The sequence below is a fragment of the Entomospira culicis genome (genome assembly GCF_028748145.1).
In the GTDB taxonomy this organism is placed as follows: Bacteria; Spirochaetota; Spirochaetia; order WRBN01; family WRBN01; genus Entomospira; species Entomospira culicis.
This window is the reverse complement of sequence record NZ_CP118181.1, coordinates 965978-988948: the sequence shown is the minus strand read 5'-3', so window position 1 is coordinate 988948 and position 22971 is coordinate 965978. Positions and strand designations below refer to the sequence as shown.

The 22971-nt window shown below is 45.8% G+C and carries 22 protein-coding genes; 18 read left to right on the top strand and 4 right to left on the bottom strand.

All coding sequences use genetic code 11. The features are described 5' to 3' along the window. Positions 1 to 4: 4 nt before the first annotated feature. From proS to PVA46_RS04675, 11 genes are all read left to right on the top strand, one after another. The gene (gene proS / locus PVA46_RS04725) at positions 5 to 1441 is read left to right on the top strand and encodes a proline--tRNA ligase (protein ID WP_167695606.1); all 1437 of its coding nucleotides are present in this window, start codon (positions 5 to 7) and stop codon (positions 1439 to 1441) included. 16 nt (positions 1442 to 1457) lie between these two features. Further along, positions 1458 to 1946 carry a glutathione peroxidase gene (locus tag PVA46_RS04720; RefSeq protein ID WP_167695605.1) on the top strand — a complete coding sequence of 163 codons (489 nt, stop codon included), beginning with the start codon at positions 1458 to 1460 and terminating at the stop codon, positions 1944 to 1946. A 36-nt stretch (positions 1947 to 1982) separates the two neighbouring features. Continuing rightward, entirely contained in the window at positions 1983 to 2894 is a 912-nt protein-coding gene (locus tag PVA46_RS04715; protein ID WP_167695604.1) for a hypothetical protein, read from the top strand. 80 nt (positions 2895 to 2974) lie between these two features. Next, entirely contained in the window at positions 2975 to 4750 is a 1776-nt protein-coding gene (locus PVA46_RS04710; protein WP_167695603.1) for a 5'-nucleotidase C-terminal domain-containing protein, read from the top strand. An 81-nt stretch (positions 4751 to 4831) separates the two neighbouring features. After that, positions 4832 to 5194, top strand: a complete 363-nt coding sequence (locus PVA46_RS04705; protein WP_167695602.1) for a DUF2620 domain-containing protein — start codon at positions 4832 to 4834, stop codon at positions 5192 to 5194. A 5-nt stretch (positions 5195 to 5199) separates the two neighbouring features. After that, the gene (locus tag PVA46_RS04700) at positions 5200 to 6483 is read left to right on the top strand and encodes a YhfT family protein (RefSeq protein ID WP_167696292.1); all 1284 of its coding nucleotides are present in this window, start codon (positions 5200 to 5202) and stop codon (positions 6481 to 6483) included. 9 nt (positions 6484 to 6492) lie between these two features. Further along, complete coding sequence (locus PVA46_RS04695; protein WP_212603849.1) at positions 6493 to 7380, top strand: phosphotriesterase family protein; 888 nt, start codon at positions 6493 to 6495, stop codon at positions 7378 to 7380. Between the two features lie 8 nt (positions 7381 to 7388). Beyond that, entirely contained in the window at positions 7389 to 8492 is a 1104-nt protein-coding gene (locus tag PVA46_RS04690; RefSeq protein WP_167695601.1) for an aminotransferase class V-fold PLP-dependent enzyme, read from the top strand. 56 nt (positions 8493 to 8548) lie between these two features. After that, positions 8549 to 8911 carry a PRD domain-containing protein gene (locus tag PVA46_RS04685; protein WP_167695600.1) on the top strand — a complete coding sequence of 121 codons (363 nt, stop codon included), beginning with the start codon at positions 8549 to 8551 and terminating at the stop codon, positions 8909 to 8911. 12 nt (positions 8912 to 8923) lie between these two features. Next, the gene (locus tag PVA46_RS04680; RefSeq protein WP_167695599.1) at positions 8924 to 10090 is read left to right on the top strand and encodes an alanine racemase; all 1167 of its coding nucleotides are present in this window, start codon (positions 8924 to 8926) and stop codon (positions 10088 to 10090) included. A 31-nt stretch (positions 10091 to 10121) separates the two neighbouring features. Then, positions 10122 to 11318, top strand: a complete 1197-nt coding sequence (locus PVA46_RS04675) for a phosphopentomutase (protein WP_167695598.1) — start codon at positions 10122 to 10124, stop codon at positions 11316 to 11318. A 5-nt stretch (positions 11319 to 11323) separates the two neighbouring features. Here PVA46_RS04675 and PVA46_RS04670 read toward each other — a convergent pair whose 3' ends face one another. Beyond that, the gene (locus PVA46_RS04670) at positions 11324 to 13405 is read right to left on the bottom strand and encodes a SpoIID/LytB domain-containing protein (RefSeq protein ID WP_167695597.1); all 2082 of its coding nucleotides are present in this window, start codon (positions 13403 to 13405) and stop codon (positions 11324 to 11326) included. Between the two features lie 83 nt (positions 13406 to 13488). Continuing rightward, positions 13489 to 15318: a translation elongation factor 4 gene (lepA, locus tag PVA46_RS04665; RefSeq protein ID WP_167695596.1), complete on the bottom strand. Its 1830-nt coding sequence runs from the start codon at positions 15316 to 15318 to the stop codon at positions 13489 to 13491. Positions 15319 to 15478: 160 nt separating this feature from the next. Between lepA and PVA46_RS04660 the strand changes: the two genes are divergently transcribed. The 7 genes from PVA46_RS04660 to PVA46_RS04630 all read left to right on the top strand — a co-directional run bounded on the left by PVA46_RS04660 (position 15479) and on the right by PVA46_RS04630 (position 21689). Further along, positions 15479 to 16126 carry a hypothetical protein gene (locus PVA46_RS04660; protein WP_167695595.1) on the top strand — a complete coding sequence of 216 codons (648 nt, stop codon included), beginning with the start codon at positions 15479 to 15481 and terminating at the stop codon, positions 16124 to 16126. 205 nt (positions 16127 to 16331) lie between these two features. Further along, positions 16332 to 17237, top strand: a complete 906-nt coding sequence (locus PVA46_RS04655; protein ID WP_167695594.1) for a hypothetical protein — start codon at positions 16332 to 16334, stop codon at positions 17235 to 17237. Continuing rightward, positions 17230 to 17589 (top strand): hypothetical protein, encoded by a 360-nt coding sequence (locus PVA46_RS04650; RefSeq protein WP_167695593.1) that lies wholly within the window; start codon positions 17230 to 17232, stop codon positions 17587 to 17589. Before PVA46_RS04655 ends, PVA46_RS04650 begins: the two co-directional genes overlap by 8 nt. A gap of 48 nt (positions 17590 to 17637) precedes the next feature. Then, the gene (locus PVA46_RS04645) at positions 17638 to 19638 is read left to right on the top strand and encodes a DUF262 domain-containing protein (protein WP_167695592.1); all 2001 of its coding nucleotides are present in this window, start codon (positions 17638 to 17640) and stop codon (positions 19636 to 19638) included. A 72-nt stretch (positions 19639 to 19710) separates the two neighbouring features. After that, positions 19711 to 20001 (top strand): hypothetical protein, encoded by a 291-nt coding sequence (locus tag PVA46_RS04640; RefSeq protein ID WP_167695591.1) that lies wholly within the window; start codon positions 19711 to 19713, stop codon positions 19999 to 20001. 63 nt (positions 20002 to 20064) lie between these two features. Beyond that, on the top strand, positions 20065 to 20481 hold the full coding sequence (locus PVA46_RS04635) for a hypothetical protein (RefSeq protein WP_167695590.1): 417 nt from the start codon (positions 20065 to 20067) through the stop codon (positions 20479 to 20481). 8 nt (positions 20482 to 20489) lie between these two features. Continuing rightward, a complete protein-coding gene (locus tag PVA46_RS04630; protein ID WP_167695589.1) occupies positions 20490 to 21689 on the top strand; it encodes a hypothetical protein in 1200 nt (399 codons plus the stop codon). A 32-nt stretch (positions 21690 to 21721) separates the two neighbouring features. Here the strand turns inward: PVA46_RS04630 and PVA46_RS04625 are convergent, their stop codons facing one another. Together PVA46_RS04625 and PVA46_RS04620 are read right to left on the bottom strand one after the other, a co-directional pair. After that, positions 21722 to 22249, bottom strand: coding sequence for a hypothetical protein (locus tag PVA46_RS04625; protein WP_167695588.1), 528 nt, complete (start codon positions 22247 to 22249; stop codon positions 21722 to 21724). 38 nt (positions 22250 to 22287) lie between these two features. Further along, positions 22288 to 22968, bottom strand: a complete 681-nt coding sequence (locus PVA46_RS04620; RefSeq protein ID WP_167695587.1) for a hypothetical protein — start codon at positions 22966 to 22968, stop codon at positions 22288 to 22290. Positions 22969 to 22971 lie beyond the last annotated feature (3 nt).

The window sequence follows — 22971 nt, the reverse complement described above, 5'->3', positions numbered from 1 at the left end:
TTTAATGGCAGAGAAAATTACGCCAAGAGCAGAAGATTATTCGCAGTGGTATATTGATTTAGTAACACAAGCTGAGCTCGCCGATTATGCACCGGTTAAGGGCTGTATGATCATCCGTCCGCGTGGTTATGCCATTTGGGAGGTGATGCAACGCACCCTAGACGACATGTTTAAAGCCGAGGGCGTGCAAAATTGTTACTTTCCTACGCTCATTCCGTATAGCTTTTTACAGAAAGAGGCTGAGCATGTCGAGGGCTTTAGCCCTGAGGTGCTTACTGTAACGCATAGTGGCGAGAAAAAACTCGAGGAGCCTCTGGCACTACGCCCGACCAGCGAGACGATTATCTGGCATACGTTTAAAAAGTGGGTACAGAGCCATCGCGATTTACCGTTGTTGATTAATCAATGGGCGAATGTCTTTCGTGCCGAGATGCGTCCGCGTCTCTTTTTACGCACGGTTGAATTTCTCTGGCAAGAGGGGCATACCGCGCACGCCACCGCCGAAGAGGCTAATGAGTTTGCCAAGCGCATGATCCACGTCTATCAACGTTTTGTTGAGGATACCTTGGCGATTCCGGTGATGGTGGGCGTTAAGAGCGATAGCGAGAAATTTCCGGGGGCGGTGTATACCTATAGTATCGAGGCGATGATGCAAGATGGCAAGGCGTTGCAAGCGGGTACGAGCCATGATTTGGGCGACAACTTTGGTAAAGCCTTTGAGGTACAATTTCAGAATAAAGAGGGTAAACTTGCGCCGGTGTATGCCAGTAGCTGGGGCGTCTCGACGCGCTTGATGGGCGCATTGATTATGACGCATTCTGATGATAAGGGATTGGTGCTTCCGCCTAAGCTAGCTCCTACGCAAGTGGTTATTGTGCCGATCTTTAAGGCGAGCAATAAGGATGTCGTACTGGCGCATGCGCAGTCGATTTATACAGAGATTAAACGCGCAGGGCATCGGGTGATTTTGGATGATAAAGACGGCTACTCACCGGGGTGGAAATTTGCCCAGTGGGAGCTGGCTGGGGTACCTTTACGTATCGAATTTGGTGAGCGCGATATGCAGAGTCAATCGTTGGTGGTGAGTCGTCGTGATCGCGCGGAAAAGGAGTCGATTGAGGCATCGCAGTTGCTCTCTTACGTCGAACAAACCCTCGCGACAATGCAGAATGACCTCTTTTTATCTGCCAAAGAGCGCATGCAAACGCGCACCAAAGAGCTGGTTGACTATCCTGCTTTTACGCGTTATTTTGAAGAGGAAGGTGGCTTTGCACTGGCGTGCTGGTGTGGCGATGCCTCGTGTGAGACCAAAGTTAAGACGCAGCTACAGGTTACCATCCGCAACCTGCCTTTTATCCAGAATGAAGAGGCGATAACGGGGCGTTGTGTGGTTTGTGGGGAGCAGGCAAAGCATCAGGCAATTTGGTCGAAGAGCTACTAATCTAAGGAGTTTTTTTATGTCGTTAGATACATTTATTGTGCACGATGCGCAGGGGCAAGCGGTTGCCCTTGCCGACCTATCGGGAAAGACATTGCTGATTGTCAATACGGCGAGCAAGTGTGGATTTACCAAACAGTTTGCTGGGCTTCAGGCGCTTCATGATAAGTATAAGGATGCTGGCTTGGTGATTATGGGCTTTCCTTGCAATCAATTTTTGGCGCAAGAGCCGGGGGATGCCCAAGAGGCGATGGCATTTTGTCAGTTGCGTTACGATGTCGATTTTATGATGATGGAGAAGGTCAAGGTGAATGGCAAGGAGGCGCATCCGCTCTTTCTCTACTTGCGAGGCGCTGCCGATGCTAATGGTAAAACCCCTGCAATTAAGTGGAATTTTACCAAATTTTTGGTGGATAAGCAAGGCTCTGTCCAACGTTTTGAGCCTAAGGTTACGCCAGAAATGATGGAAGATTCGATCAAGCAATTGCTTGATCTTGTCGAAAAATAATAAATAAAAGCGCACAGAAGTGGGAGGCGTGTATCGATGAAGAAAATTTTTATGATGGTTCTCTTGTTGTGGACAGCCACCACGGCTGGGTCGCAAGAGGTGTTAGAGACGGAGCATTTGGAGCATTATGGGCGACGCTTTCGCCAAGCGCTCTATCAAGGGCGTGTACCTAAGGTTAATGGTGGGATGATCGATTTTTATCAGTTGGAAGGGTACTTTCGCAAGATGAAGCCCAAAGATGCGCAAAAGATCGCCACACGGCATAAAAAGTCGCGCAAAGGGCAGTACGGTGAATTAGCGATGCTCCTCTATCGCCCGATTAGTCGGGTTTTTGGCATTAGCTATGATCCTGAAAAAGTTTCAGAACCTAATCAATTCTTTACTTCCTCGGTGGGGCTTGAGCTGATTATGCAGGTGATGAGTCGTTATATTACCGACGAGGGTAAGCTTGACGGCAAGCTTCTTCACTCTATCCTCGATCTTTTTGATGATGAGCTATTGCTTGATGTCAATCATTACTTGCGCCCTGTGATGATGGAGTATATCGCTGCCGATTTGGTGGGCTATCCTTTTAAAAAAGAGGATCACCGGCAACAAATTCTCGACCGCGCGATGGGTATTCTCCTCTTTGCCTACTACCCCTATCAATTAACTTGGCAAGAAAGCGCCCTAATGTGGGAGGAGGTGCAGGCTAATCCTAAAAATTTAATCCATAAATTCGGCAATATCGACTATCCTATGTACCATCAAGTGATGGATCGGGGAGCAAAAACTCTTGCCAAAATCACCAATGTAGGCACTACGCAAGCCGATCGCGATGCCTTTAACGCCTATCTTTTACGCGAAATTTTTAATAATGACATCGATCAATTTAATCAAACGCTCAACGCCTCGCGCGCTTTTTTACGTAGCGACGAACTAGAGAAGAAGATCTTTTTACCTTATTAAAGAAAAAAGATTGATAGATTTTCCTAACCATGATATAATGAAGGCGTAAGAGATCTTTTTAGGCGAAGGAGAGGAGAGTGATGAAACGTTGGATAGTGATCTTAGCGCTTTTTGGACTGATGATGAGTTGTAGTAAGGAGAGCTCGCAAAGCAAGAGTCATCGCGTGGTGGTACAGGTGTTACAAACTAGCGACGTGCATGGTAAATTTATTAACCATGAATACGCCATCGACGAAGCAACAACGACAGGTAGCTTAGCTGCGGTAGCAACCAAAGTTGCCGAGCTTCGTAAAGAGTATCCGCACACCATTCTTATTGACACGGGTGATACCTTTCAGGATAACTCCAACGAACTCTTTATCCCTGATGCAGTGAATAATCCCATGCTTCTTGCCATGAACATGATGGATTATGACAGCATGACGGTGGGTAATCATGAATTTAACTTTGGTATCCCCTACCTGCTTGAGCTACGCGATAATCTTAATTTCGATGTTTTGGGTGCAAATGTCTACGATGCCCAAGGAGAGCGTCTCTTTAAGCCATATAAAATTATCGAGAAAAACGGTGTACGTGTCGCCATTGTCGGCATGGTTACGCCTAATATTACGCGCTGGGATGCGGATAATCTGCGTGGCTATCAGGTAACGACACCTCTGGAGGAGATGAATTTCATTTGGAATGAAATTGCTGATGAGGCGGATCTGCTCATTTTCGCTAATCATATGTCTTGGGCAGATGAGTACCAGTATGGTGATGGATATGCTACGTTGTTGGAGTTTTATCCCCAGTTCCACCTTGCTTTGGTTGCGCATGAACATAGCCGTATCGAGCGTGAAGAGCCCAATGGCACGATTGTGTTAGAGCCATCTTCTCGTGGTGCGTATGTTTCACAGGCGCTTTTTACCTTTGAGAAGGATGCCGAAGGCAAGTATCAGTTGGTGGACAAGAGCTTTCAGCTTCACTCTACAAAAGACATTCCTGACGATCCAAAGATTGTTAGCAAGACTAAGGCTGGACATGAGTTTGCGCTAGCCGATGCGCGTCGGGTTATCGGTCGCTTGGAGGGTGGATCGTTAGTCCCCGAACCAACCATTAAGGGCGTTAGTCAAGCACAACTAGAGCCTACCGCAATGATTGCCTTAATCAATGACGTGCAACGTTTCTACACCGATGCCGATGTCTCTAGTGTTGCGCTTTTTATCCCAAACTCTAATATGCATGTAGGCGATATCAGCAAGGCAAATGTCTCCAATATCTACAAGTACGATAACATGTTGCGCAGTTATCGCATGAGTGGTGCCCAACTCAAGGAGTATATGGAGTGGAGCGCTACTTATTTTAATCAATTTGAAGAGGGTGATCTGACGATATCTTATAATCCATCAATTCGTATGTATAATTATGATATGTTCGGTGGGGTTCAGTATGATATTGATATTAGCCAGCCTGTGGGCAATCGCATTAAGAATTTGCGTTGGCCCGATGGTCGCGCGGTAAGCCCTAGCGAGATGCTAACCATTGCGGTGAACGATTATCGCGCGCAAACCACCCTGCTTAGCGATCTCTTTCCTGATGATACGATCACTCAAGTGCGCGATCTGTACGATGAGCTTGGCGATGGTAGTCGAGTACGCGATCTTATCATTAGATATATCCAAGAGGAGAAGGGTGGTATAATCGACAACTCCTTTGACCGCACGCAACACAACTTCCGTATTATCGGGTATAATTGGGATGAGGCGCTACGTAAATTGGTCATCGAAAAGGTAAACAACGGCACTATCAATCTACCCACCAGCACCGATGGACGCACGCCAAATGTGCGATCGTTGCGTGCAGAAGATTTAAATTAATTTTTTCGACAGAGGGGAGATTTGATCCTCTCTTGTCTCTTTTTCTAAAATACAAAAAAATATATAATAAGAAGGTTGAGTATGAGAATTGTGATTGGTGGACAGATTGAGCGCACGGCGATTGCGGATTTGGTTAAGCCCTTATTAGGTGGCAAGGATACGCTACAGGTGATGAGTGATTTGGAAGCGAGTATGGCGATGCAGAGTGGGCAGGCGGATTATTATTTGGGCGCGTGTAATACTGGTGGCGGCGGGGCTTTGGCGATGGCGATTGCGCTGTTGGGTATGGATAAGTGCGCGACGTTGGGCATGCCGGGTAAGAGCGCGACTAAGGAGGAGATTGAGGCGAGCGTGCAGGCGGGTAAAGTGGCCTTTGGCTTTACCTCGGAGGAGATGCCTTTTATTGTGGAGACGTTGATAAACGCCTTGAAAGAGCGGGGTTAAGCGTGATGGCTTGGACTCTTTTACCGTTATTGGGGATGCTTGCTACGTGGATGGCGAATCAAAATATTGCGGTGTTTAACGATGCATTACGTCCGATTGCGCTGGAGCATAAGGAGGGGCGTACCAGCAAGAGTTCCTTGGCGCTGACCTCTTTTGCCTTTAGCATCGGCTACGTGATTGGCTTTATTCCCCCTTCGTTAGCCACGGGGGTGATTATTGTACACGTGTTGCTCTTGGGCACCGACATGTTGGGTACCTATCTCCCCAATAAGGGTGGGTGGACGCACGCCGTGGTCTTGTTGGCTGGTGGTTTTTATGGGTTGCTGGTAGCGACGGGATTGGAGCATTTAGAGACACTTTTCGCGATGTTACCCTATAATTTTTTAGGGGAGCTGGCGTTGGTTTCGTCGGTGGTGCTGGTGGCTTTTGCGCTCTTTCCGGCGTTGGTGGTGGCATTACAGTATGGCTGGAAGCGAGGCTTATTCACGACAATTTTTGTCCTGTTGACACAAATTTTGGTGGGGAAATTTGGCGCAATCACCTGGCAAGATCGGGTGGTTCTCCTCAATGCTAATGCGATGTCGCTCTTGGTGGGCATGATTTTTATGTTGGGTTTCGCTATGACCGATCGCAGAGCCAAGAGCACCATGCAGGCACAGATGCTGAATTTGTTTAGTCAACGCGTGCAAATTATCCGTAAGCGCTGGTATCTCTTTGCCTTATCGGGTGGGCTTATCGCGATGAGCGCCTCTTTAGGCATGGTGGCCGAGAGCGCATTGTCGGCACCGTTATATCAAGAAGGGAACTTTGGGTCGGCATGGATGACCGAGTTGGCACGGGTGCTGGGCTTTATCCCCTTGGTGATTACGACGGGAATTGCCACGGGAATTTATTCGCCATCGGGCATTAAGATGGTCTTTGTGATTGGATCGCTGATGGCGATGCGTGGAAATCCATGGTTGGCGCTGGGTTTGGGTGCGCTATGGATGAGCTTAGAGGTGCTTCTTTTGACGCAATTTGCGCTCTTTTTGGATAAATTCCCAGCGCTACGCGAGACAGGCGATCATGTGCGCACCGCAGTAACTAAGGTGTTGGAGTTTGCGTTGTTGATTGGTGGTATGATGGCGGCGATGGCCATTGCGCCGGCGTGGGGAGCGATGTTGGTGGCGGGATTGTATCTATTAAATGGTACGTTTAAGAAGCGATTTATCCCGATGGCGATTGGCCCGATGGGTGCGTTATTGGTAGGAATCGTTGCGAATATTTTAGTGGTTTTTGGTTTGGCATAGGAGCGCATAATGTTAGTAGATGGTATAACTTATATCCACGAACATACAACGATTGATCTCTCTTATGTAAAGGGTAATAGCGACACACTCCTGCGTCATTTTGAGGCGACGGTGGCGGAGTATCGCGCGTTGTATACGAAAGGCGTGCGTAATATTGTCGATGTAACTACGCTGGGTATGCACCGTGATGCGCAATATGTCGCCGAGGTGGCAAGGGCTAGTGGCATGAATATTCTTCAAGCGACGGGATTTTATACCCAGAAATTTTATGCGCCGTTTGAGCCATGGTTTAGTCAATGTGAGGCTAAAGAGATCGCCGAGGTGATGCATAAAGAGATTGCCGAAGGGTTGGATGGCACGACGATTAAGCCACAGATTATTGGGGAGATTGGTACGAGTAAAGATGGTTGGACACCTTTGGAGCAGAAGCTCTTTGAGGCGGCGGTGATGGTGCATCGCGAGAGTTGTTTACCTATCGCCACGCACTGCACGTTGGGTACGTTTGCGCAGGAGCAGATGGCATTTTTTCAAGAGAGAGGTGTCGAGCTTACACGGGTGATGCTCGGGCATATCGACCTAAAGGGCGACCTTGATTATACCTTGCGCCTGTTGGAACAAGGGGTCTATATTGGGTTTGACACCATCGGCAAGGAGAACTATCTCCCCGATAGCCAACGTATCGCGATGCTCAAGGCGATAGAGGCACGTGGATATATTGGGCAGGTCATGCTCTCGATGGACATTACGCGTCAGTCGCACCTTAAGGTATTTGGCGGTATTGGCTATAGCTATTTACTGGATACATTCGTGCCTAAGGCGTTGGAAGCCGGACTCAGTCAGCGCGCCATTACCCAAATGTTAAGGGATAATCCGCAACAATTTTTCGGTAAAGGATAGAGTAAAAGATGGAAGTGTTTCCTTTAGAGAGTTTGACCGTAGCACAGGCGATGGCATTGCAGTTTCGTTTGGTAGACGTGATGAGCCAACACTTTACGGGGCTTGAGAGCCTCTCCTTGGGCGACTTAGGGGTGGTGTCGGGGTACAATCAACCTACCACCACGCGAAAGGTCGAGCAAGTGCTAGCAGATTTTTTTGGTGCCGAAGAGGCGATCTTGGTGCGAGGCTCTGGTACAATGGCATTACGCCTTGCGCTTCACGCCATGATGAGATCCGGGGGGAAGATTTTGGTGCATGAGGCTCCCATCTATCCCACTACCGAGAGTTCGTTTGGCATGCTAAAGTTAGAGCTCTTTCTGGTTGATTTCAATAATTTAGAGGCGATTAAAGGTGCGGTGAAGAAGCATGATTTTGCAGGAGCATTGATTCAAGTTACCCGACAACAACCCACCGATCGCTATGATTTGGCAGAAGTGATTGCGACGATACGTCGCGCTAAGGCGGATCTCCCGATCCTCACCGACGATAATTACGCCGTGATGAAGACACGTGCGATTGGCACGCAATGCGGAGCGAATCTTTCTACTTTCTCGACTTTTAAACTGCTTGGTCCTGCGGGCGTGGGTTGTGTGGTGGGCGAGGCGCAATTTATCCAGAGAATTCGTCAAGAGAATTACTCGGGTGGTTTGCAAGTGCAGGGCTTTGAGGCGATGGAGGTATTGCGAGGCATGGTCTATGCACCGGTTGCCTTGGCGATTTCGGCGCAAGTGGTGGTCGAGGTGCGCGATCGTCTCTTAGCGGGCGAGGTGGCAGGGATAAAAGATGCCTTTGTGATCAATGCGCAGTCGAAGGTTTTGATGGTTGAACTAGCGCAACCCATCGCCCCTGCGGTTATCGATCAGGCGATGCTTCTGGGCGCTGCCCCGCATCCAGTGGGGGCGGAGTCGCGCTATGAGATCGTCCCGATGTTCTATCGCCCCTCGAGCACGTTCCGTAGCTATCACCCAGAAGCCCTCTCCACGATGATCCGCATCAACCCTATGCGTAGCGGCGCGGATACCATCTTGCGTATCCTTTCGCAAGCCATATTAAATGTAAGAGGAGGAGCCTAAATGCGCTCTATTTTATCGATTTTTACCATATATTTTATTAAATATTAGGAGTGGGTATGCTACAGCAGAAGTTATCGATTTTGCTACAACACGCCGTGATTGATCAGGTTATCTATGATGGTTTACAGAGAATTGTACACGATTTACTGGCTAATCAGATTGTTACTAATGAAGATGCTAGCGAGACTTTTTTGATTCATCTAGCCATGGCTGCCTCCCGACAAGGTAAAAGTGAGGTGCCTGTGGCTAAGATGGATGCGACGTTAAGCATCGAGATTACCGAAGATCCCCATTATGATGAGGTGGTGCAGGTGTGGGAACGTTTAGCATTACTGATACCTATCTCTTTTCATCAAAATGAGTTAGATTATCTATATTTACATTTATTGGCGATTTTATCGGCAAACAACGAGACGTAAAAAGGACGGTTTATGTTTTTAGAGAGATTAATGGTGGATAACCCTAGGCTACTGGAAGCTGCGATGCAATTACACCGTGAAGGGCGCATTTTGCCAGATACGTATCTGCTTGATTTGGATCAGATAGAAGAGAATGCACGTGCGATGGTCGCAACAGCCAAAGAGCGTGATGTTACATTATTCTTTATGACTAAACAGATTGGCCGTAATCCATTGGTGGCTAAACGCTTGCTTGATGTTGGATTTTCTTCGGCGGTGGTGGTAGATTATCGGGATGCGTTAATCATGATGGAGCACGATATTCCATTGGGAAATGTGGGTCATTTGGTGCAAGTGCCCGAGGCGCTATTGCTTCGCATTATGCAATACGGCGCGCGTTATATGACTATCTATAGCATGGATAAATTTATTAAAATTAATGCTATCGCAGAAAAATTAGGTATTGTTCAATCGATACTGTTGCGCATCACCGATAAACATGATGTGATCTACCCAGGGCAAGAGGCGGGTATTACATTGGAGGAGCTTCCTGCCTTTATTCGGCAAGTCAAAGCGTTGAAGCATATCAATATCGCTGGTTTAACCTCTTTCCCTATCTTCTTATATCACGAGGCGGAGAAAGAGATTAAACCAACCCCAAATCTCGATACGCTTTACCGTGCGCAAGAGATGTTGCGCGAGGAGTATCCGCATTTGATTTTGAATTTACCCTCGGGTAGCGCCACGGGAACGATTCCCTTAGTGAAAGCCAAGGGTGGCGCGCAGGCAGAACCGGGGCATGCGCTTACGGGGACGACTCCATTACATCAATATCCAGGATTAGTCGAGAAGATCGCAATGGTCTATGTCAGTGAAATTTCCCATCATTTTGACGGGCGTAGTTACTGCTATGGTGGTGGCTACTATCGACGTGGACACCTCAAAGAAGCATTGGTGAGCAAGGTGGATGGCGGGTATCAACGGGTAGAAGTGCCTGCACAAATGATTTCGGCAGACAATATCGATTATCACCTACCGCTAACGGGATTATATCCGGTGGGCGCTTCGGTAGTGATGGCCTTTCGCACGCAAATTTTCGTTACGCGCAGTGAGGTGGCGGTGGTGAGCGGGATTCATACGGGAAATATCAAGCTTGAGGGCATTTACGACAGCCAAGGACGCTATCTACGTGGCGAATAAATCGCGAATAGATCTTTTTGGGGAGTAGAGCATGGGTAGATTTATTGTGGTGGTGTTGGACAGTTTTGGCGTGGGTGCGATGGCAGATGTAGCGCAGGTACGTCCACAAGATACGGGGGCGAATACGGCACTGCATATTTTAGCTAGGGAGCGTAGTTTGAAGATTCCACATTTGCTTCAGCTAGGTTTGATGAACGCTATTGGGCATGAGCTGGGCGATTATCATTTTTCCCGCACGGCATGCTATGGGCGAAGCGCGCTAAGCCATGAGGGCGCGGACTCTTTTTTGGGGCATCAGGAGATTATGGGGACAACGCCCAAACCGCCCTTAATTATGCCTTTTGCCGATGTCTTACCTCAGGTTGAGCAAGCGTTGCTCTGGGCGGGATATCGGGTACGACGCTATGGCGAACCGTCGATTTTATTGGTCAATGAGGTCGCGAGTGTTGGCGATAATTTAGAGACGGACTTAGGCATGGTTTATAATGTTACGGGAATTTTAGATGCAATCTCTTTTGAGGAGCTTCTAAAGATTGGCATGATTGTCCGTAGCGTGGCGATGGTGGGTCGGGTGATTACCTTTGGCGGGCAAGGTGTTACACTCAACGATCTGCTTCATGCCTATCGACATAAAGAAAATTATGCTGGGGTGGATGCACCGATGAGTGGGGTTTATCGAAGGGGCTATCGGGTGTTACACTTGGGTTATGGCATCGATCCACGCGTGCAGATTGTGCATATCCTTGAAGAGGCTGGCATCGAGGTGGCGCTGTTAGGTAAAGTGGCCGATTTGATCTACTCGAAAAGCCAGCATAATCAGACGGGGGTGGCGACAGAGATGTTGTTTAGGTGGACGTTGGAGAAGATTGCCGAGATTAGCCACGGCTTTATTTGCTTGAATATCCAAGAGACTGACCTTGCTGGGCATGCGCAAGATGTTCAACGCTATGCGCACTTGCTGGAGTTATCAGATGCTTATATCGGTAAGATTATCGAAGCAATGACCGTAGGCGATCGCCTCATTGTCATGGCCGATCACGGTAACGATCCAACCATCGGGCATAGCAACCACACCCGCGAATGCGTTCCGCTTTTGGTGTACGGCAAGGAGTTGTCCAACGCTTTTCTTGGCGAAAGAGAGACCATGGCTGATGTGGCTAGCACCGTTGCCGACTATTTTGGCGTAACCCAACCTGAACACGGTCAATCTTTTTTTACGTTGCTTTAAGAAGATTAAGGCTTATAGCGTTGGATCTTCCCATTGGGGTAGTAGTGATGGAGGATCTCTTGCCAAGTGTAGCCATCGGCAGCCATCCCCGCGGAACCCGATTGATCGAGCCCCACCCCGTGTCCCCAGCCCGCCGTTGTAAAGATAAAGTACTCGGGGTAGTCGTTATCGGTGTAGATGCTCTCGAGGGTGAAGAGGTTACTACGTAAGCCACCAAAGCGCGAGCGAATAATATCGCCACGAATTTCGACGCTTGCGTTGCTTCCTGTGGCTTCGATGAGCGAGGCGCGCCCACCGATTCCACGGAGGCGCGTGGTGAGGCGATGAACTGTGCCAATCTCTTGGGTGCGGGCGATGCGGGCTTGGAGGTCGTCATTGTCGATCCAAACGGCGCTTCTAAAAGCAAAACTTGAGTGCATTCTCGGCCAGTTGCTATGCGTTTGTGGGCGCGAGTGTAACCACTGGTTGAGCTGAAAGAGTGGCAGTGGTTCTTTACGTTTGTTGTCTTCTTTGCGATCAGCTACGGCTAGATGTTCATTTTTTACCGCGTGCGTCCAGACCAAGTGTCCATCCTCGGAGTAGCCTCCATGATTAGCGCTATAGTAGGTAACGAGGAGTTTTTTGGTAATTTTTGAGTAGAGCACCATGCCAGCCGTCGCATTTACCGCATGGGTAGAGCGCACATGCTCGCCTGCCATCCCGGTGTAGGCTTGGCTTGCCACACTACTCAAGAGGTCGAAGCCCCGATCTTTAAAGCCTCCCATGGTAGCTAGGGCGTAGGTACGGGCGGCAACGGCTTGCGCTTTGAGCGCCTCTTCTGGCCAGGAGGCTGGCATCTCGGAGGGGACGACGCTGTAGAGATAATCCTCTAAGTTGAGCTCATTAACGAGGGTAAGACGCTGATTTGGGCGAGGCATAAATTCGAGATCGCCACGATAATAGCGCGTAACCACCGAGGAGAAGTAATATCCCGCCCCGTTGATGATATCAAAAACGGCAGTGGCTAACTGTTCATCGGGATAAGAGAGGTGAATGGGGTTTGACGACTGGGCGATAAGCGTTTGTTGTCGATCGTAAATCGCGACACCTTGTACGGTGGCTTTAATCGATAAGACCTCACTTTCGGCGCTAGTGTGGAGCAGTTGTTGCTTGCTGTGAAGCTGATATGCACCACCGGTCTTGATCTGTAATTCGCGGATATCCTCGACCAACCCAATACGGATAGGAATCGGGTTATCGACGATGGGTGAGAAGGTCTTAATGGCTGGAACTTGTACATTTTTTTGACGATTATCCTTGATGGCAGTGGTGTTATCGACGGGTTTGGCAGGAGGTAGTATCGCTTCGATCTCGGCGATTTTGTTGTTAAGACGCTGGGAGCGAGGCATAAGATTGCGCGCACGTCTAAGGCTGGTGAGTGCCGATTGCGTTTGTTCCAATGCTAGTTGGGAGAGTGCCATGGGGTAGTAGGCAGAGGTAAAATTGGGCTCAATACGTAGGGTGCGCTGAAAGGTCTCAATCGCTTTGGCATGGTCTCCTTTCTCCTGATGCATTTTTGCCAAAAAGAAGGCCGCTCCAGCAAAGAAGCCATTTATATTGAGCGTCTCTTCAAAGTGCTGGATGGCAAGATCAAAATTCTTCTGACGATAGGCCAAAAAGCCTTGATAAAAGCGCGTGCGATCGGTTTTTACTGGCTGGATAAGCTGTTGCTCTATCTCCTTGGCTTGCTCGATTTTGCCTGCTTGTACCAGTGTAATAAAATAGAGGTCGACGATCTCTTGCGGTTTAGGGTGATAGGCGTAAAGTTGGGCGACAACCTCTACCGCCTCTTGGTTGCGCGACTGCTCTTTGAGTAGCGCCGTTAGCTCAAAGTAGGAGTCGAAGAAGAGCGGATCTTTTTGGATATTCTTCTTGTGAATATCGATAGCACTCTCCATTCCGCCAAGATAGAAGGCTTGCACCGCCTTTTTAAATTCCCGCTCCGAGACGCTACGTTTCTGGCTGGCTTTGGGCGGTTTTTGTTGTTGCGCAGATAGGGTGAACCCAAAGAAGGTAATTAATATGAGGAGCAAGCGATGTCTAAGCATATAGTCTCTAATATCCTTATAGAAATAGTGATGAGGAGAAAAATTGTATCAACTTTTTAGTTTGTCGGCAAGTGATAGCTAAATTATGAGTCTTGTGGCCCCTTACTCTTTAAAACTGCAAGGAAAGCGCTTTGGGGAAGCTCGACATTGCCCACCATTTTGAGGCGCTTTTTACCCTCTTTTTGTCGCTCCAATAGCTTTTTCTTACGGGTGATATCACCACCATAACACTTGGCAGTAACATCTTTACGCAAGGCACTAACGGTTTCCCGTGCAACCACCGTGCCACCAATGGCCGCCTGAATAGCGATCTTAAATTGATGCTTGGGGATCTCTTCCTTGAGTCGCTCGCAGATTTGCAAACCACGTTCGCGGGCATTGCCTCTAAAGACAAGCTGGCTTAAGGCATCGACCACCTCACCATTGAGCAGAATATCCATCTTAACGACATCGGTAGGAGCAAAGCCCGACTCTTGGTAATCGAAGCTAGCATACCCACGCGAGAGGCTCTTGAGGCTATCATAGAAGTCGAAGAGCACCTCAGCGAGGGGCATCTGGAAGATAAGTTCCACGCGCTTGGTGTCGAGATAGATCATCTGTTCTTGAATTCCACGCTTCTTCATACAGAGCGCCATCAACGATCCCACATACTCGGTGGGGGTGATGATGGTTGCCTTGATCATCGGCTCTTCGCAGAGTTCGAGTTGGGAGGGCTCGGGGTATTTTGCCGGGTTGTCAAGCATCCAAGTATGCCCCTTTTTATCGGTTAAGCGATAACGCACCGATGGGCTGGTGAGGAGAATGCCAAGATTAAATTCACGTTCGATACGCTCTTGGGTTACCTCGAGGTGGAGAAGACCCAAAAATCCACAGCGAAAACCTACGCCCAAGGCGGCTGCGGAATCTTTTTCATAGACAAGGGCAGCGTCATTGAGACGGAGTTTTTCCATCGCTTCGGTGAGTTCGTCGTATTGGTCGCTGGAGAGGGGGTAGATGGAGGAGAAGACGACAGGTTTGACCTCTTTAAAGCCCGGAAGGGGCGCATCGCAAGGATTATCAAGGTCGGTGATGGTATCGCCAACGCGTAAATCGCCAATGCTCTTAACTCCGGCGAGAATGTAGCCAACTTCGCCGGCCTCTAAGGCTTCGTTCTCCTCGAGTTTGATGCGAAAAATGCCCGTTGTCTCTACCTTATACTGGGCTTGGGTGTTCATCAAGAGGATATTTTGCCCCTTGGTTAAACGCCCCTCAAAGACGCGCACGTGGATGATAACACCTCGATAGGGATCGTAGTGGCTATCAAAAATATTGGCTTTGAGCGGTTTTTCGCTTAGAGCTTTTGGCGCAGGAATTTGTTCGATGAGCGCTTCTAAAAGATCTTCAATGCCGATGCCGTTTTTTGCCGAAATGGCTACGGCAAGATCGCTGTCGAGCCCCAAGTCATCCTCAATCTCTTGCTTGATGCGATCAATATCGGCAGAGGGCAGGTCTATCTTATTAATAACGGGAATGATATGTAAATCGTGCTCCATGGCAAGATAGAGGTTGCTCAAGGTCTGCGCCTCCACGCCTTGGCTGGCATCAACAAGGAGAAGCGCGCCTTCACAACTCTGGATGGCACGCGAGACCTCATAGGTAAAGTCGACATGACCGGGGGTGTCGACAAGGTTGAGGGTGTAGGTGTTGCCATCTTTGGCGGTGTACTGCATGGCGACGGCTTGGCTCTTAATGGTAATACCCCGCTCACGCTCGATGTCCATGCTATCGAGGATCTGCTTGCCACCGGCGGCGTTAAAGTCGCGATCACTAACGACCCCTGTCTTCTGGATAAAACGATCGGCAAGGGTGCTCTTGCCATGGTCGATATGGGCGATAATACAAAAGTTGCGAATGAAATCTTGTTTACTTTTCATGATTACCTCTGATTATATCCGATTTAAGGGAAAAAGAAAAGTCCTTATACAAAAAAGATCATATAGTAAGTAATTTTATAAATAAATTGTATTTTTTTATAAAAATAATATTGAATAAAATTATGTTTTTATGGTATAATGCCAAAAAAGGAGAAACTAAATGAAAAAAGTTTTTGGCGTTCTTTTGTTCTTTTCTGTATTTGCAACGCAGGTCATGGCTAATGATGATCCTTATGCCATAGCGGTAGGAAGTATTGAGGTTAATACGATTAATGTTTTAAGTAGGTTTGAAAAATCTACGCTGGCTGTCATGACTATCGTTAAAGAGAAAGATGAGCATAAAGGCGCAATTATGCTTGTAACGACTGATAGTATCGGTAGTATTTATCGTCTTACTTTAGTTGACGCTAAAGATAAGAGGACGGACGAAACTTTTAGAAATGCTTTAACAAAGTATTTGGAGTGGGAGGCAATCGCCAGACGCGAAGCAGTGGAGGTCGAGAGAGAGATTACATCCCTCGTTGCTTTACCTGAGTGGAAAAGTGTTGGTACTTGGTATACTGGCGTGCGTCGTAGTACGATAAAACTACTTATCTTTTCTCAAAATGTAACGAGACATCAGTTAGTTTTATCTGCATCTAAGGTAGCTTCTAAAGCTAATCAGTATATCGACTTTGATATGGATAAACTTTATATCGACAAAGATCAAGTAGAGGCACTTCTTAAATTGTTAGAGCCAGAGCATATCGCGCAAAAAGTGCGAGAGGCTAAGGCAGAACAGGCACGTAAAGACGATCTTTTTAAATAATTTTTAAAGCTTATATCATTTTGATAAAAAATCCACAGAAACGAAAAGAGGTCTCTGTGGATTTTTATATACGATAGTAGTTTTAGCGATTGTGCTAAAGCGATAGAGCTAATTATTTTTATCAATAAAAAGTTGTTGACTGATAACATACGATCGTGCTATAATAAAATATGTTACTTTTTATCGCTATCTTTAAGGAGATAATATGTCCAAGCTAGAGCATCTCATACACACACTACGCCAAATAGAGCCTCTTGATTGGGAGGCGATGCTTCGTAAACGCTATCCATCCTTGCACCATGCCGAGGTGTTGGCGGTTTGGCTTTGGGAGATTTTTGCGATATCTTATAGTAAATCAGAGCTAAAAGCCAAGGATTATTTAGATTTTTTAGCGATCGCCACCGAGCTTTTTCGGAAGGTGATCGATGAATCACGCTCTTTTAGTGATGTGGTAACCGCATGGCAACCCGAGAATAAGGCAGAGGAATATATTAAAAGTCTTCTTCAAGAGGCGATTAAGAAGCGAGGCGAAGATTTTATTATGGCACGTGTGGAGCGTTGGCAGAGTGTCGAGATCTTTGCTTGGCGAAAGTGGTATTTAATGAATACCTTTGTCAGAAATTATCTTAGCCAAGAGCCACACTTTCCTAAGGATTTATTAAGAGATATCAACTGGACAAGTAATGATCTTGCTACTTATCTTATAAATGATAAACATACTGATCCGATTAAAAAGCTTAAAAAAGGGGAGATAGCACTGTTTGAGGATTTTTTAGTAACCACCTTCGCCCCCGAGTACGAAGTGCCTCTAAATGCACAAGATAACGCTTCTACGATTCATCGCGATGCACGGTTTAAAGCACGTATCCTTGCTACGCAAAAACTTCTTCACTATCATCATCAGTTGCGTAATGTAGAGTGGCTTGCTTACGGTTGGCAGGCAGTCGAAATTAATAAATTTAAGTACAAGTGGAAAGAGGAAGAGTCTGCATTACAGAAGTGTAACGAAATTGCCCAAGCTTATCAGCTAAAAGCAAATCCGCAGGTTTATGCCACTTATCTCATTGAATCGAGCTATCATCGCTATCTTCAAGGAGGGGTTTATGTTTAATATTGATAATATTCGAGAAAAGTTACTCCTAGTAGAGCCGTTACCATTGGAAGAGATCTTGGGGGAGAATCATCTTAATTTTATTAGCAAGGAAAGTCTCCTTAATGATTTAGCCAAACAATTTGCCGATAAATATGAACTACCATTTTCTGTAACCGATCTCGCTTATCTTGATAAGCGTGAGGTGCGATTTAAAGCACGTATTCTTGCTACGCAAAAGATGAACACCTATCAGCAAGAGTTGCAATCTAGTGCATTTTTTAAAGATGAGGATAGCCAAACCTTGGAAATGGTTAGCCGTGAAGCTTATGTTACCTATCTCATTGAGGTTGGTTATCAGGAGCATTTTTAAGATTTACCTCTCCAACCAAGAGGATAGATACCCAGTAGGAGGGGTAGCATGAAGATTATACGACAAAGACTCACCAAATTAGCTAATATTTTTGATAGTAAAACTATCTTTCGTATTCCCAGTTATCAGCGAGGCTATGCTTGGACAGAAGAGCAGTGGCAAGATTTATGGGATGATCTCTGCTTTACTCCCTCTGATAAAACGCATTATACCGGATTACTCACGCTCACCCAAGAATCGAGTGATACCCTTACTCATCATGAGCAAGCTTGGTTAGCCAAGGATCCCGAGTATACATGTTATTATGTGGTAGATGGCCAGCAACGCTTAACGACCATATTATTGTTAGTGAGTCTCTTGGTTAAAGATGACAGCGCATTAAGGCGACGCTACCTAGAAGTAGAGGCTGGATTAGCTGTTTTTGATTACGCACTTCATACTACCACGCAAGCGTTACATGAAGTGTGGCATCATACAATTTTGGGGAATCAAGTAATTAGTGTAACCGAGTCTAATCTGTATACTCGTAACATCGAGGATGCCAAGACATTTTTTATACAGAAAATAGCAGATATGGAGATTTCTGAAGCAATGTTACTCGATAAACTTCTTCATAGCTTAACCTTTAATCTCTTTTTGGTAGATAAAAGTCAAGATGTACACACCCTCTTTGAATCGATCAATAATCGAGGTAAACCACTTAGTCATCTAGAGTTATTAAAAAGTCGTTTAATCTACCTCTCTACCAAAATGGCTGAAACTAACGAGAATCTTGAAGAGCAGATCCATGTTGCATGGCAACAGATTTATTTTTATTTAGATCAGTTAGATAGATGTAAGGATGACTATGATGAGGCGTATCTGAAGGATCACTTTCACGTTTATTTTGGTAATCAGCAAGATCATCGGGAAAATTTTGTTGTAAAATTCTTAAAGAAGTATACAGATAAAAACGGGAATGCAAAAGAACCTGATTGGCATGAAATCTTATTAAAGGATATTTTTCCCCTCAATCTCCTACATCACGATCATGTGAATGCACCATTTATTGCCCAATATTGTCAAAGTTTATCTGGCTGGATAAGCTACTGGGTCTTATTAAAGAAGCCTGTATTGATCAAAAATAACCACTTTAAGCATATTCAATTAGAGGAACGATCATGGCGTTATATAGAAGCATTAACGCGTTTAACTCGTGATGCCGATTTATTAGCACTGCTGGCGGTCTCTATTGAGGAAATGGCAACAGAAGGAAATGCACCCAGTACAAAGCAGGAGCTTTATGCTTTTTTAGTGCAACTAGAGCGCTGGATCTTTGTCCAAAAAAGCTTTGATTCTAAAAAAATCACATATGATTGGGCGATGCGTTATGCTTATCGTCTACATCGATATAGCCAGTATCCATCATCTTATCGTGAGGGATGGAAAGAGTGTGCCTTTATCGCTATGGCAGAACGAAAGCAAGCAGAGACTGAACAATATTTACATCAAAATCCAGAAATGTTCAAAAATACCATCGATGGGTTATTTAAGAATAAGCGAGGTTTTTATGGATGGCGAATGATTCGCTACTTTTTATATGAATATGAGTGTCATTTAGCGCAAAAAAGTGGTAAGGTTAGCCCCTTACTATGGCAAGAGGTGGAGGAGGCATCTTCAGATACCGAAGAGGAAAAGGTAAACAACGACTCTAAGAAAAAGAGTATTGAGCATATTTTACCCCAAACTATCGAGAAGACCGATTGGGAGATTCAGCTAGCAATCTATTCGGGAGAGCAGATTCAGAATATTACCCACTCGCTTGGTAATTTGGCACTCATTCAAGATAATAGTAAGGCGAGTAATAAATCTTATAGCGGAAAAGTAAAGATTTATCAAGACGATACCCTAAGTGTCCAAGAGGTGGCAAGACTCTACCCCGATGATTGGTCGCTAGAGACCATTAAAGCGCGCGGTGAATCGTTATTAGCTTTTATGGAAGAGCGCTGGAAAATCATGGGGCTGGCTGAGCAAGCAGATAATCTTCTACATCTGCCAAAAAGTAAATAACCCCTTAAGGTTTAGAATAATGGCTTGATATTTTATTAATTATTATTTATTTTGAATACAAGGAGTGATAGTATGTCTGAAAAATATGAAATAACTATCAATAATTTTCCCCCATTTGAGCTGGAGAATTGTCATGGGATAGTTAGTAATCAATTAACTGGTTACATAGATTTATCAAAAATTTTTCAAGCTACAGTAGGATCTTTATCTAGCTATAAAGCAAGTGGAAAAAGCTTTAATTTGATCTTAACTATATTTGATTCTACTGGGCTAAAGACTTCAGAGCAAACCTTTAGAAATGCGATGATTTCCAAAGTAGAAGCAATAAACACAAATTCGGTAGAAATTACTTTTAATGTTTGACTCTACTCCCTCCTTGTCGGTGAGTAATGTTAGCATGTTGAGTGTTTTGTCGATAATGACTTTATGATAGTTATTCGAGATCGCGTGTTGCTCCTTGCCTTGCTTCTTCAGCTTGGGCATGTTGGTTACTGGACAAAGCTTTTAGCTCCTTGGTTTGGGGAGTGGCTTGAGCATCTTAATCGCGCGCCTGTTCTAGCTGATGACGTACCAGAGCTTGATTACGGCACACCCATGGCAGGCTTCATTCTTTTGTTTATCCCGCTATGGATTCTGCTCCTATCGACCGTGCTGACTACTGTTGTAAGCTATCTATTTAAGCCTAAAGTATTTCCCTTTGGTACGTTGGTAATATACGCGCTTATTTTATACGCCTCGCTATTTCTTGTGCCATCCAGAGTAGATAGCATATTTTCGTTATTGATTCTCCTCTCGCTATTACTTAGCCTGAAGAGAGTACGTAAGTTAACCATAGAAAAATAGGAGATGCCATGCGCCCCAAACACCTAGATGCCAAACAACAGAGTGATTTTAAACAGGTTTTGATTCCGCTCTTTTTGATCGCCCCGTTAGCGATATTGGTTCCGAGCATTACCTTCGCTTGGATTGGATTTAGCGATGCATCAGCCTCGCGGTTCTTTATCTATATGAGTATTTTTTTCTTTCTCTTTATGACGATTCTTATGTTACGCCTTAGCATTCCGCGCTACCGTAGTATTATGAGTCTGCACCGCAAGGCACGCATCAAGATAGAAGGGGAAAAACGCAAGGTAACGCTTACGCGGTTGGCGAGCGATCTCTACTTGGTGCGCGAGGAGCTAGGGGGTAGGTATTGGTTGCAGTATAGCCACGATCTTTTTGATGCTAAGGAATTTGCCTTACACGATATCCAGCTTAAATTGGCTGGGCAGTGGCAGACATTTCTTTTTGATAGGAGCCTTCAGATCCGCCCACGACATAAGGGAATGGGGATAAGTCAACTTACGGCATTCGCACCTATTAGCCTCGAGCAGGTGCAAGCCCTAGCTAAAGAGAAGCACTTAGCGGTTGCCCATCCTACACTTACCCCCGCATCGATGCAATTTTATGCAAAAAAAGATCCGTTTTTGTTACCTCGCACGCGCTATTTTAAGACAAAAATGTATGCGAATGTGGCACTTGTCGTTGCGATTTTCCTCTTTATTTTGATGAAATTTTCTTATATTGCCAACTCAAAGTTGCTCTTTTTACCGGGACTCTCTTTACTGATTGCTTGGGGTAGAAAAGCCGATAAGCGCAAGAAGATTATGGCGAAAATCACCGATCATCGTGAGCTGGGGGCGGACGCTAAGCGCATGCGTCTTACTATACTTACCGATGATATTACGTTACTGCAGAGCAAGTCGCGTGCGTGGCTACTCTTTAGTTTACCGGTGTTGGCGCGTGGAGAGATGCTCTCTTCGCCCTTGTTGATCGGGGTGGATGGCGTGCAAATGCATCTTATCGCTAAGCAACAAGGCTTTCATCCGCAAGAAAAAGATCAGAGGCAAGAAGTCCACTTAGATCTGCTTTATGCCCTGAACAACGAGCAAGCCCACGCCTTACAACGCGCCAAAACCATCACGATAACTTATCCCGAAGCCTACTGGCCCTACGCGGTAGAGAGACTAGCGGAGGAGACCTGGCAAAAACGTAGAGCCTATCTTGCTTGATGCTTCATATCTTTAAGGATAATTATACCTCATTATAGATTGTGTAAGTTCGTCTGCACGATTGATTGTGGTTGCATTGTTAACATATAATTATCAAAATCGACGGTAAATATTTCTCCCTGCCACTCTTTGCTTTCTTTCAGTTTGGTGACTTGCTCGCTCGTAAGCATAATGCGGATCGTAGTGGTTACACTATTTTTTTTCACCTTAGAGTTGATAATCGGAGTATGATCTTTTAGTTGAATGAGAAGAGATCCTAATGCAATATGTTTAAGTTGAGGCGTAGCCTTATGTTGTTCGTCTGGGGTTAGCTTTTTACGATCCTTATAGGTTACCTCATGGAGAATCTCCAGCCAATAAATAGCAGATTCTGCTTCATTTTTTGCGATGAAAAGTGTAAAATTCTGTGATTTCTTTGCTCCGTTATGGCTAAAGTGCGCAATTTCCAGATAACGTTCCGCTGTTTTATCAACCTTACGTTCTTTAATCTGACTAGCAGATGCGGTAAAAAAAGCTAAGAAAGAGAGAGTGACAATAAATAATGTTTTCATTCTAAGCATGATATGCTCCTTATTTATGAATATAAAAATGATTAAAATCAAAAACCGTTGTTTTGCCAAGTAACGCCAAGGGTAATGCCTACCCGGTGCATGGTGGTAGCTCCGGTGCCATGTTTGGTGAGGGGCATGAGGTGAAATGCTCCTTGCAAGGCAAATTCAAAATAGAAGTATTTGGTCTGTTCATTATCCCAATAAAAGAGTTCAAAAGGGAGGGTTACGCCTGCCTGCCAGCTGGCTACGAGGTGGCCACGCGTGGTGTTGACTTGCCCTAACGCCTCTTTTTGATGATAGAGCGTTTGCGGGGTATCTAGCCGAATGCCGATACCCGCCCCTATAAAGAAGATGTCTTTATAAGCAAAGATTTTTGAGACTAAATCGACGCCAAACTCTTGCCATCGCAGTTGATACACTTGATAGTTAGCGCGAGCGAGGGTACTCATGTTGGTGTTAATGCCGATCGATATGCCAGTGAATCCTGCTCCTACGCTATCGGGAAAGAGGGGAAATTTAAGATCGTAAAAGAGATTGCCACCAAAACGCGGTGGAATACCGTGGTTATAAATATCGCTAGCGTGCTGATTATGTTCTACTGTGCCATGACTAAAGCCAAAATCTACCCCCAAGTTGAGCCCCACACGGTGGGTTATCTCTACGGCATGTCCAAGGTTTGGCAACCAAAGCCATATCAATAAGCTAATGATGCGATGAATATTCTTCATATG

Bases quoted from the DNA above. Each gene is read 5' to 3' on its own strand.
- PVA46_RS04625 (WP_167695588.1), bottom strand. From the start codon at position 22,249: ATGCTTAGAATGAAAACATTATTTATTGTCACTCTCTCTTTCTTAGCT.
- PVA46_RS04640 (WP_167695591.1), top strand. From the start codon at position 19,711: ATGTCTGAAAAATATGAAATAACTATCAATAATTTTCCCCCATTTGAG.
- PVA46_RS04710 (WP_167695603.1), top strand. From the start codon at position 2,975: ATGAAACGTTGGATAGTGATCTTAGCGCTTTTTGGACTGATGATGAGT.
- PVA46_RS04670 (WP_167695597.1), bottom strand. From the start codon at position 13,405: ATGCTTAGACATCGCTTGCTCCTCATATTAATTACCTTCTTTGGGTTC.
- PVA46_RS04635 (WP_167695590.1), top strand. From the start codon at position 20,065: ATGATAGTTATTCGAGATCGCGTGTTGCTCCTTGCCTTGCTTCTTCAG.
- proS (WP_167695606.1), top strand. From the start codon at position 5: ATGGCAGAGAAAATTACGCCAAGAGCAGAAGATTATTCGCAGTGGTAT.
- lepA (WP_167695596.1), bottom strand. From the start codon at position 15,318: ATGAAAAGTAAACAAGATTTCATTCGCAACTTTTGTATTATCGCCCAT.
- PVA46_RS04715 (WP_167695604.1), top strand. From the start codon at position 1,983: ATGAAGAAAATTTTTATGATGGTTCTCTTGTTGTGGACAGCCACCACG.
- PVA46_RS04620 (WP_167695587.1), bottom strand. From the start codon at position 22,968: ATGAAGAATATTCATCGCATCATTAGCTTATTGATATGGCTTTGGTTG.
- PVA46_RS04705 (WP_167695602.1), top strand. From the start codon at position 4,832: ATGAGAATTGTGATTGGTGGACAGATTGAGCGCACGGCGATTGCGGAT.
- PVA46_RS04645 (WP_167695592.1), top strand. From the start codon at position 17,638: ATGAAGATTATACGACAAAGACTCACCAAATTAGCTAATATTTTTGAT.
- PVA46_RS04630 (WP_167695589.1), top strand. From the start codon at position 20,490: ATGCGCCCCAAACACCTAGATGCCAAACAACAGAGTGATTTTAAACAG.
- PVA46_RS04700 (WP_167696292.1), top strand. From the start codon at position 5,200: ATGGCTTGGACTCTTTTACCGTTATTGGGGATGCTTGCTACGTGGATG.
- PVA46_RS04675 (WP_167695598.1), top strand. From the start codon at position 10,122: ATGGGTAGATTTATTGTGGTGGTGTTGGACAGTTTTGGCGTGGGTGCG.
- PVA46_RS04690 (WP_167695601.1), top strand. From the start codon at position 7,389: ATGGAAGTGTTTCCTTTAGAGAGTTTGACCGTAGCACAGGCGATGGCA.
- PVA46_RS04720 (WP_167695605.1), top strand. From the start codon at position 1,458: ATGTCGTTAGATACATTTATTGTGCACGATGCGCAGGGGCAAGCGGTT.
- PVA46_RS04650 (WP_167695593.1), top strand. From the start codon at position 17,230: ATGTTTAATATTGATAATATTCGAGAAAAGTTACTCCTAGTAGAGCCG.
- PVA46_RS04695 (WP_212603849.1), top strand. From the start codon at position 6,493: ATGTTAGTAGATGGTATAACTTATATCCACGAACATACAACGATTGAT.
- PVA46_RS04685 (WP_167695600.1), top strand. From the start codon at position 8,549: ATGCTACAGCAGAAGTTATCGATTTTGCTACAACACGCCGTGATTGAT.
- PVA46_RS04655 (WP_167695594.1), top strand. From the start codon at position 16,332: ATGTCCAAGCTAGAGCATCTCATACACACACTACGCCAAATAGAGCCT.
- PVA46_RS04680 (WP_167695599.1), top strand. From the start codon at position 8,924: ATGTTTTTAGAGAGATTAATGGTGGATAACCCTAGGCTACTGGAAGCT.
- PVA46_RS04660 (WP_167695595.1), top strand. From the start codon at position 15,479: ATGAAAAAAGTTTTTGGCGTTCTTTTGTTCTTTTCTGTATTTGCAACG.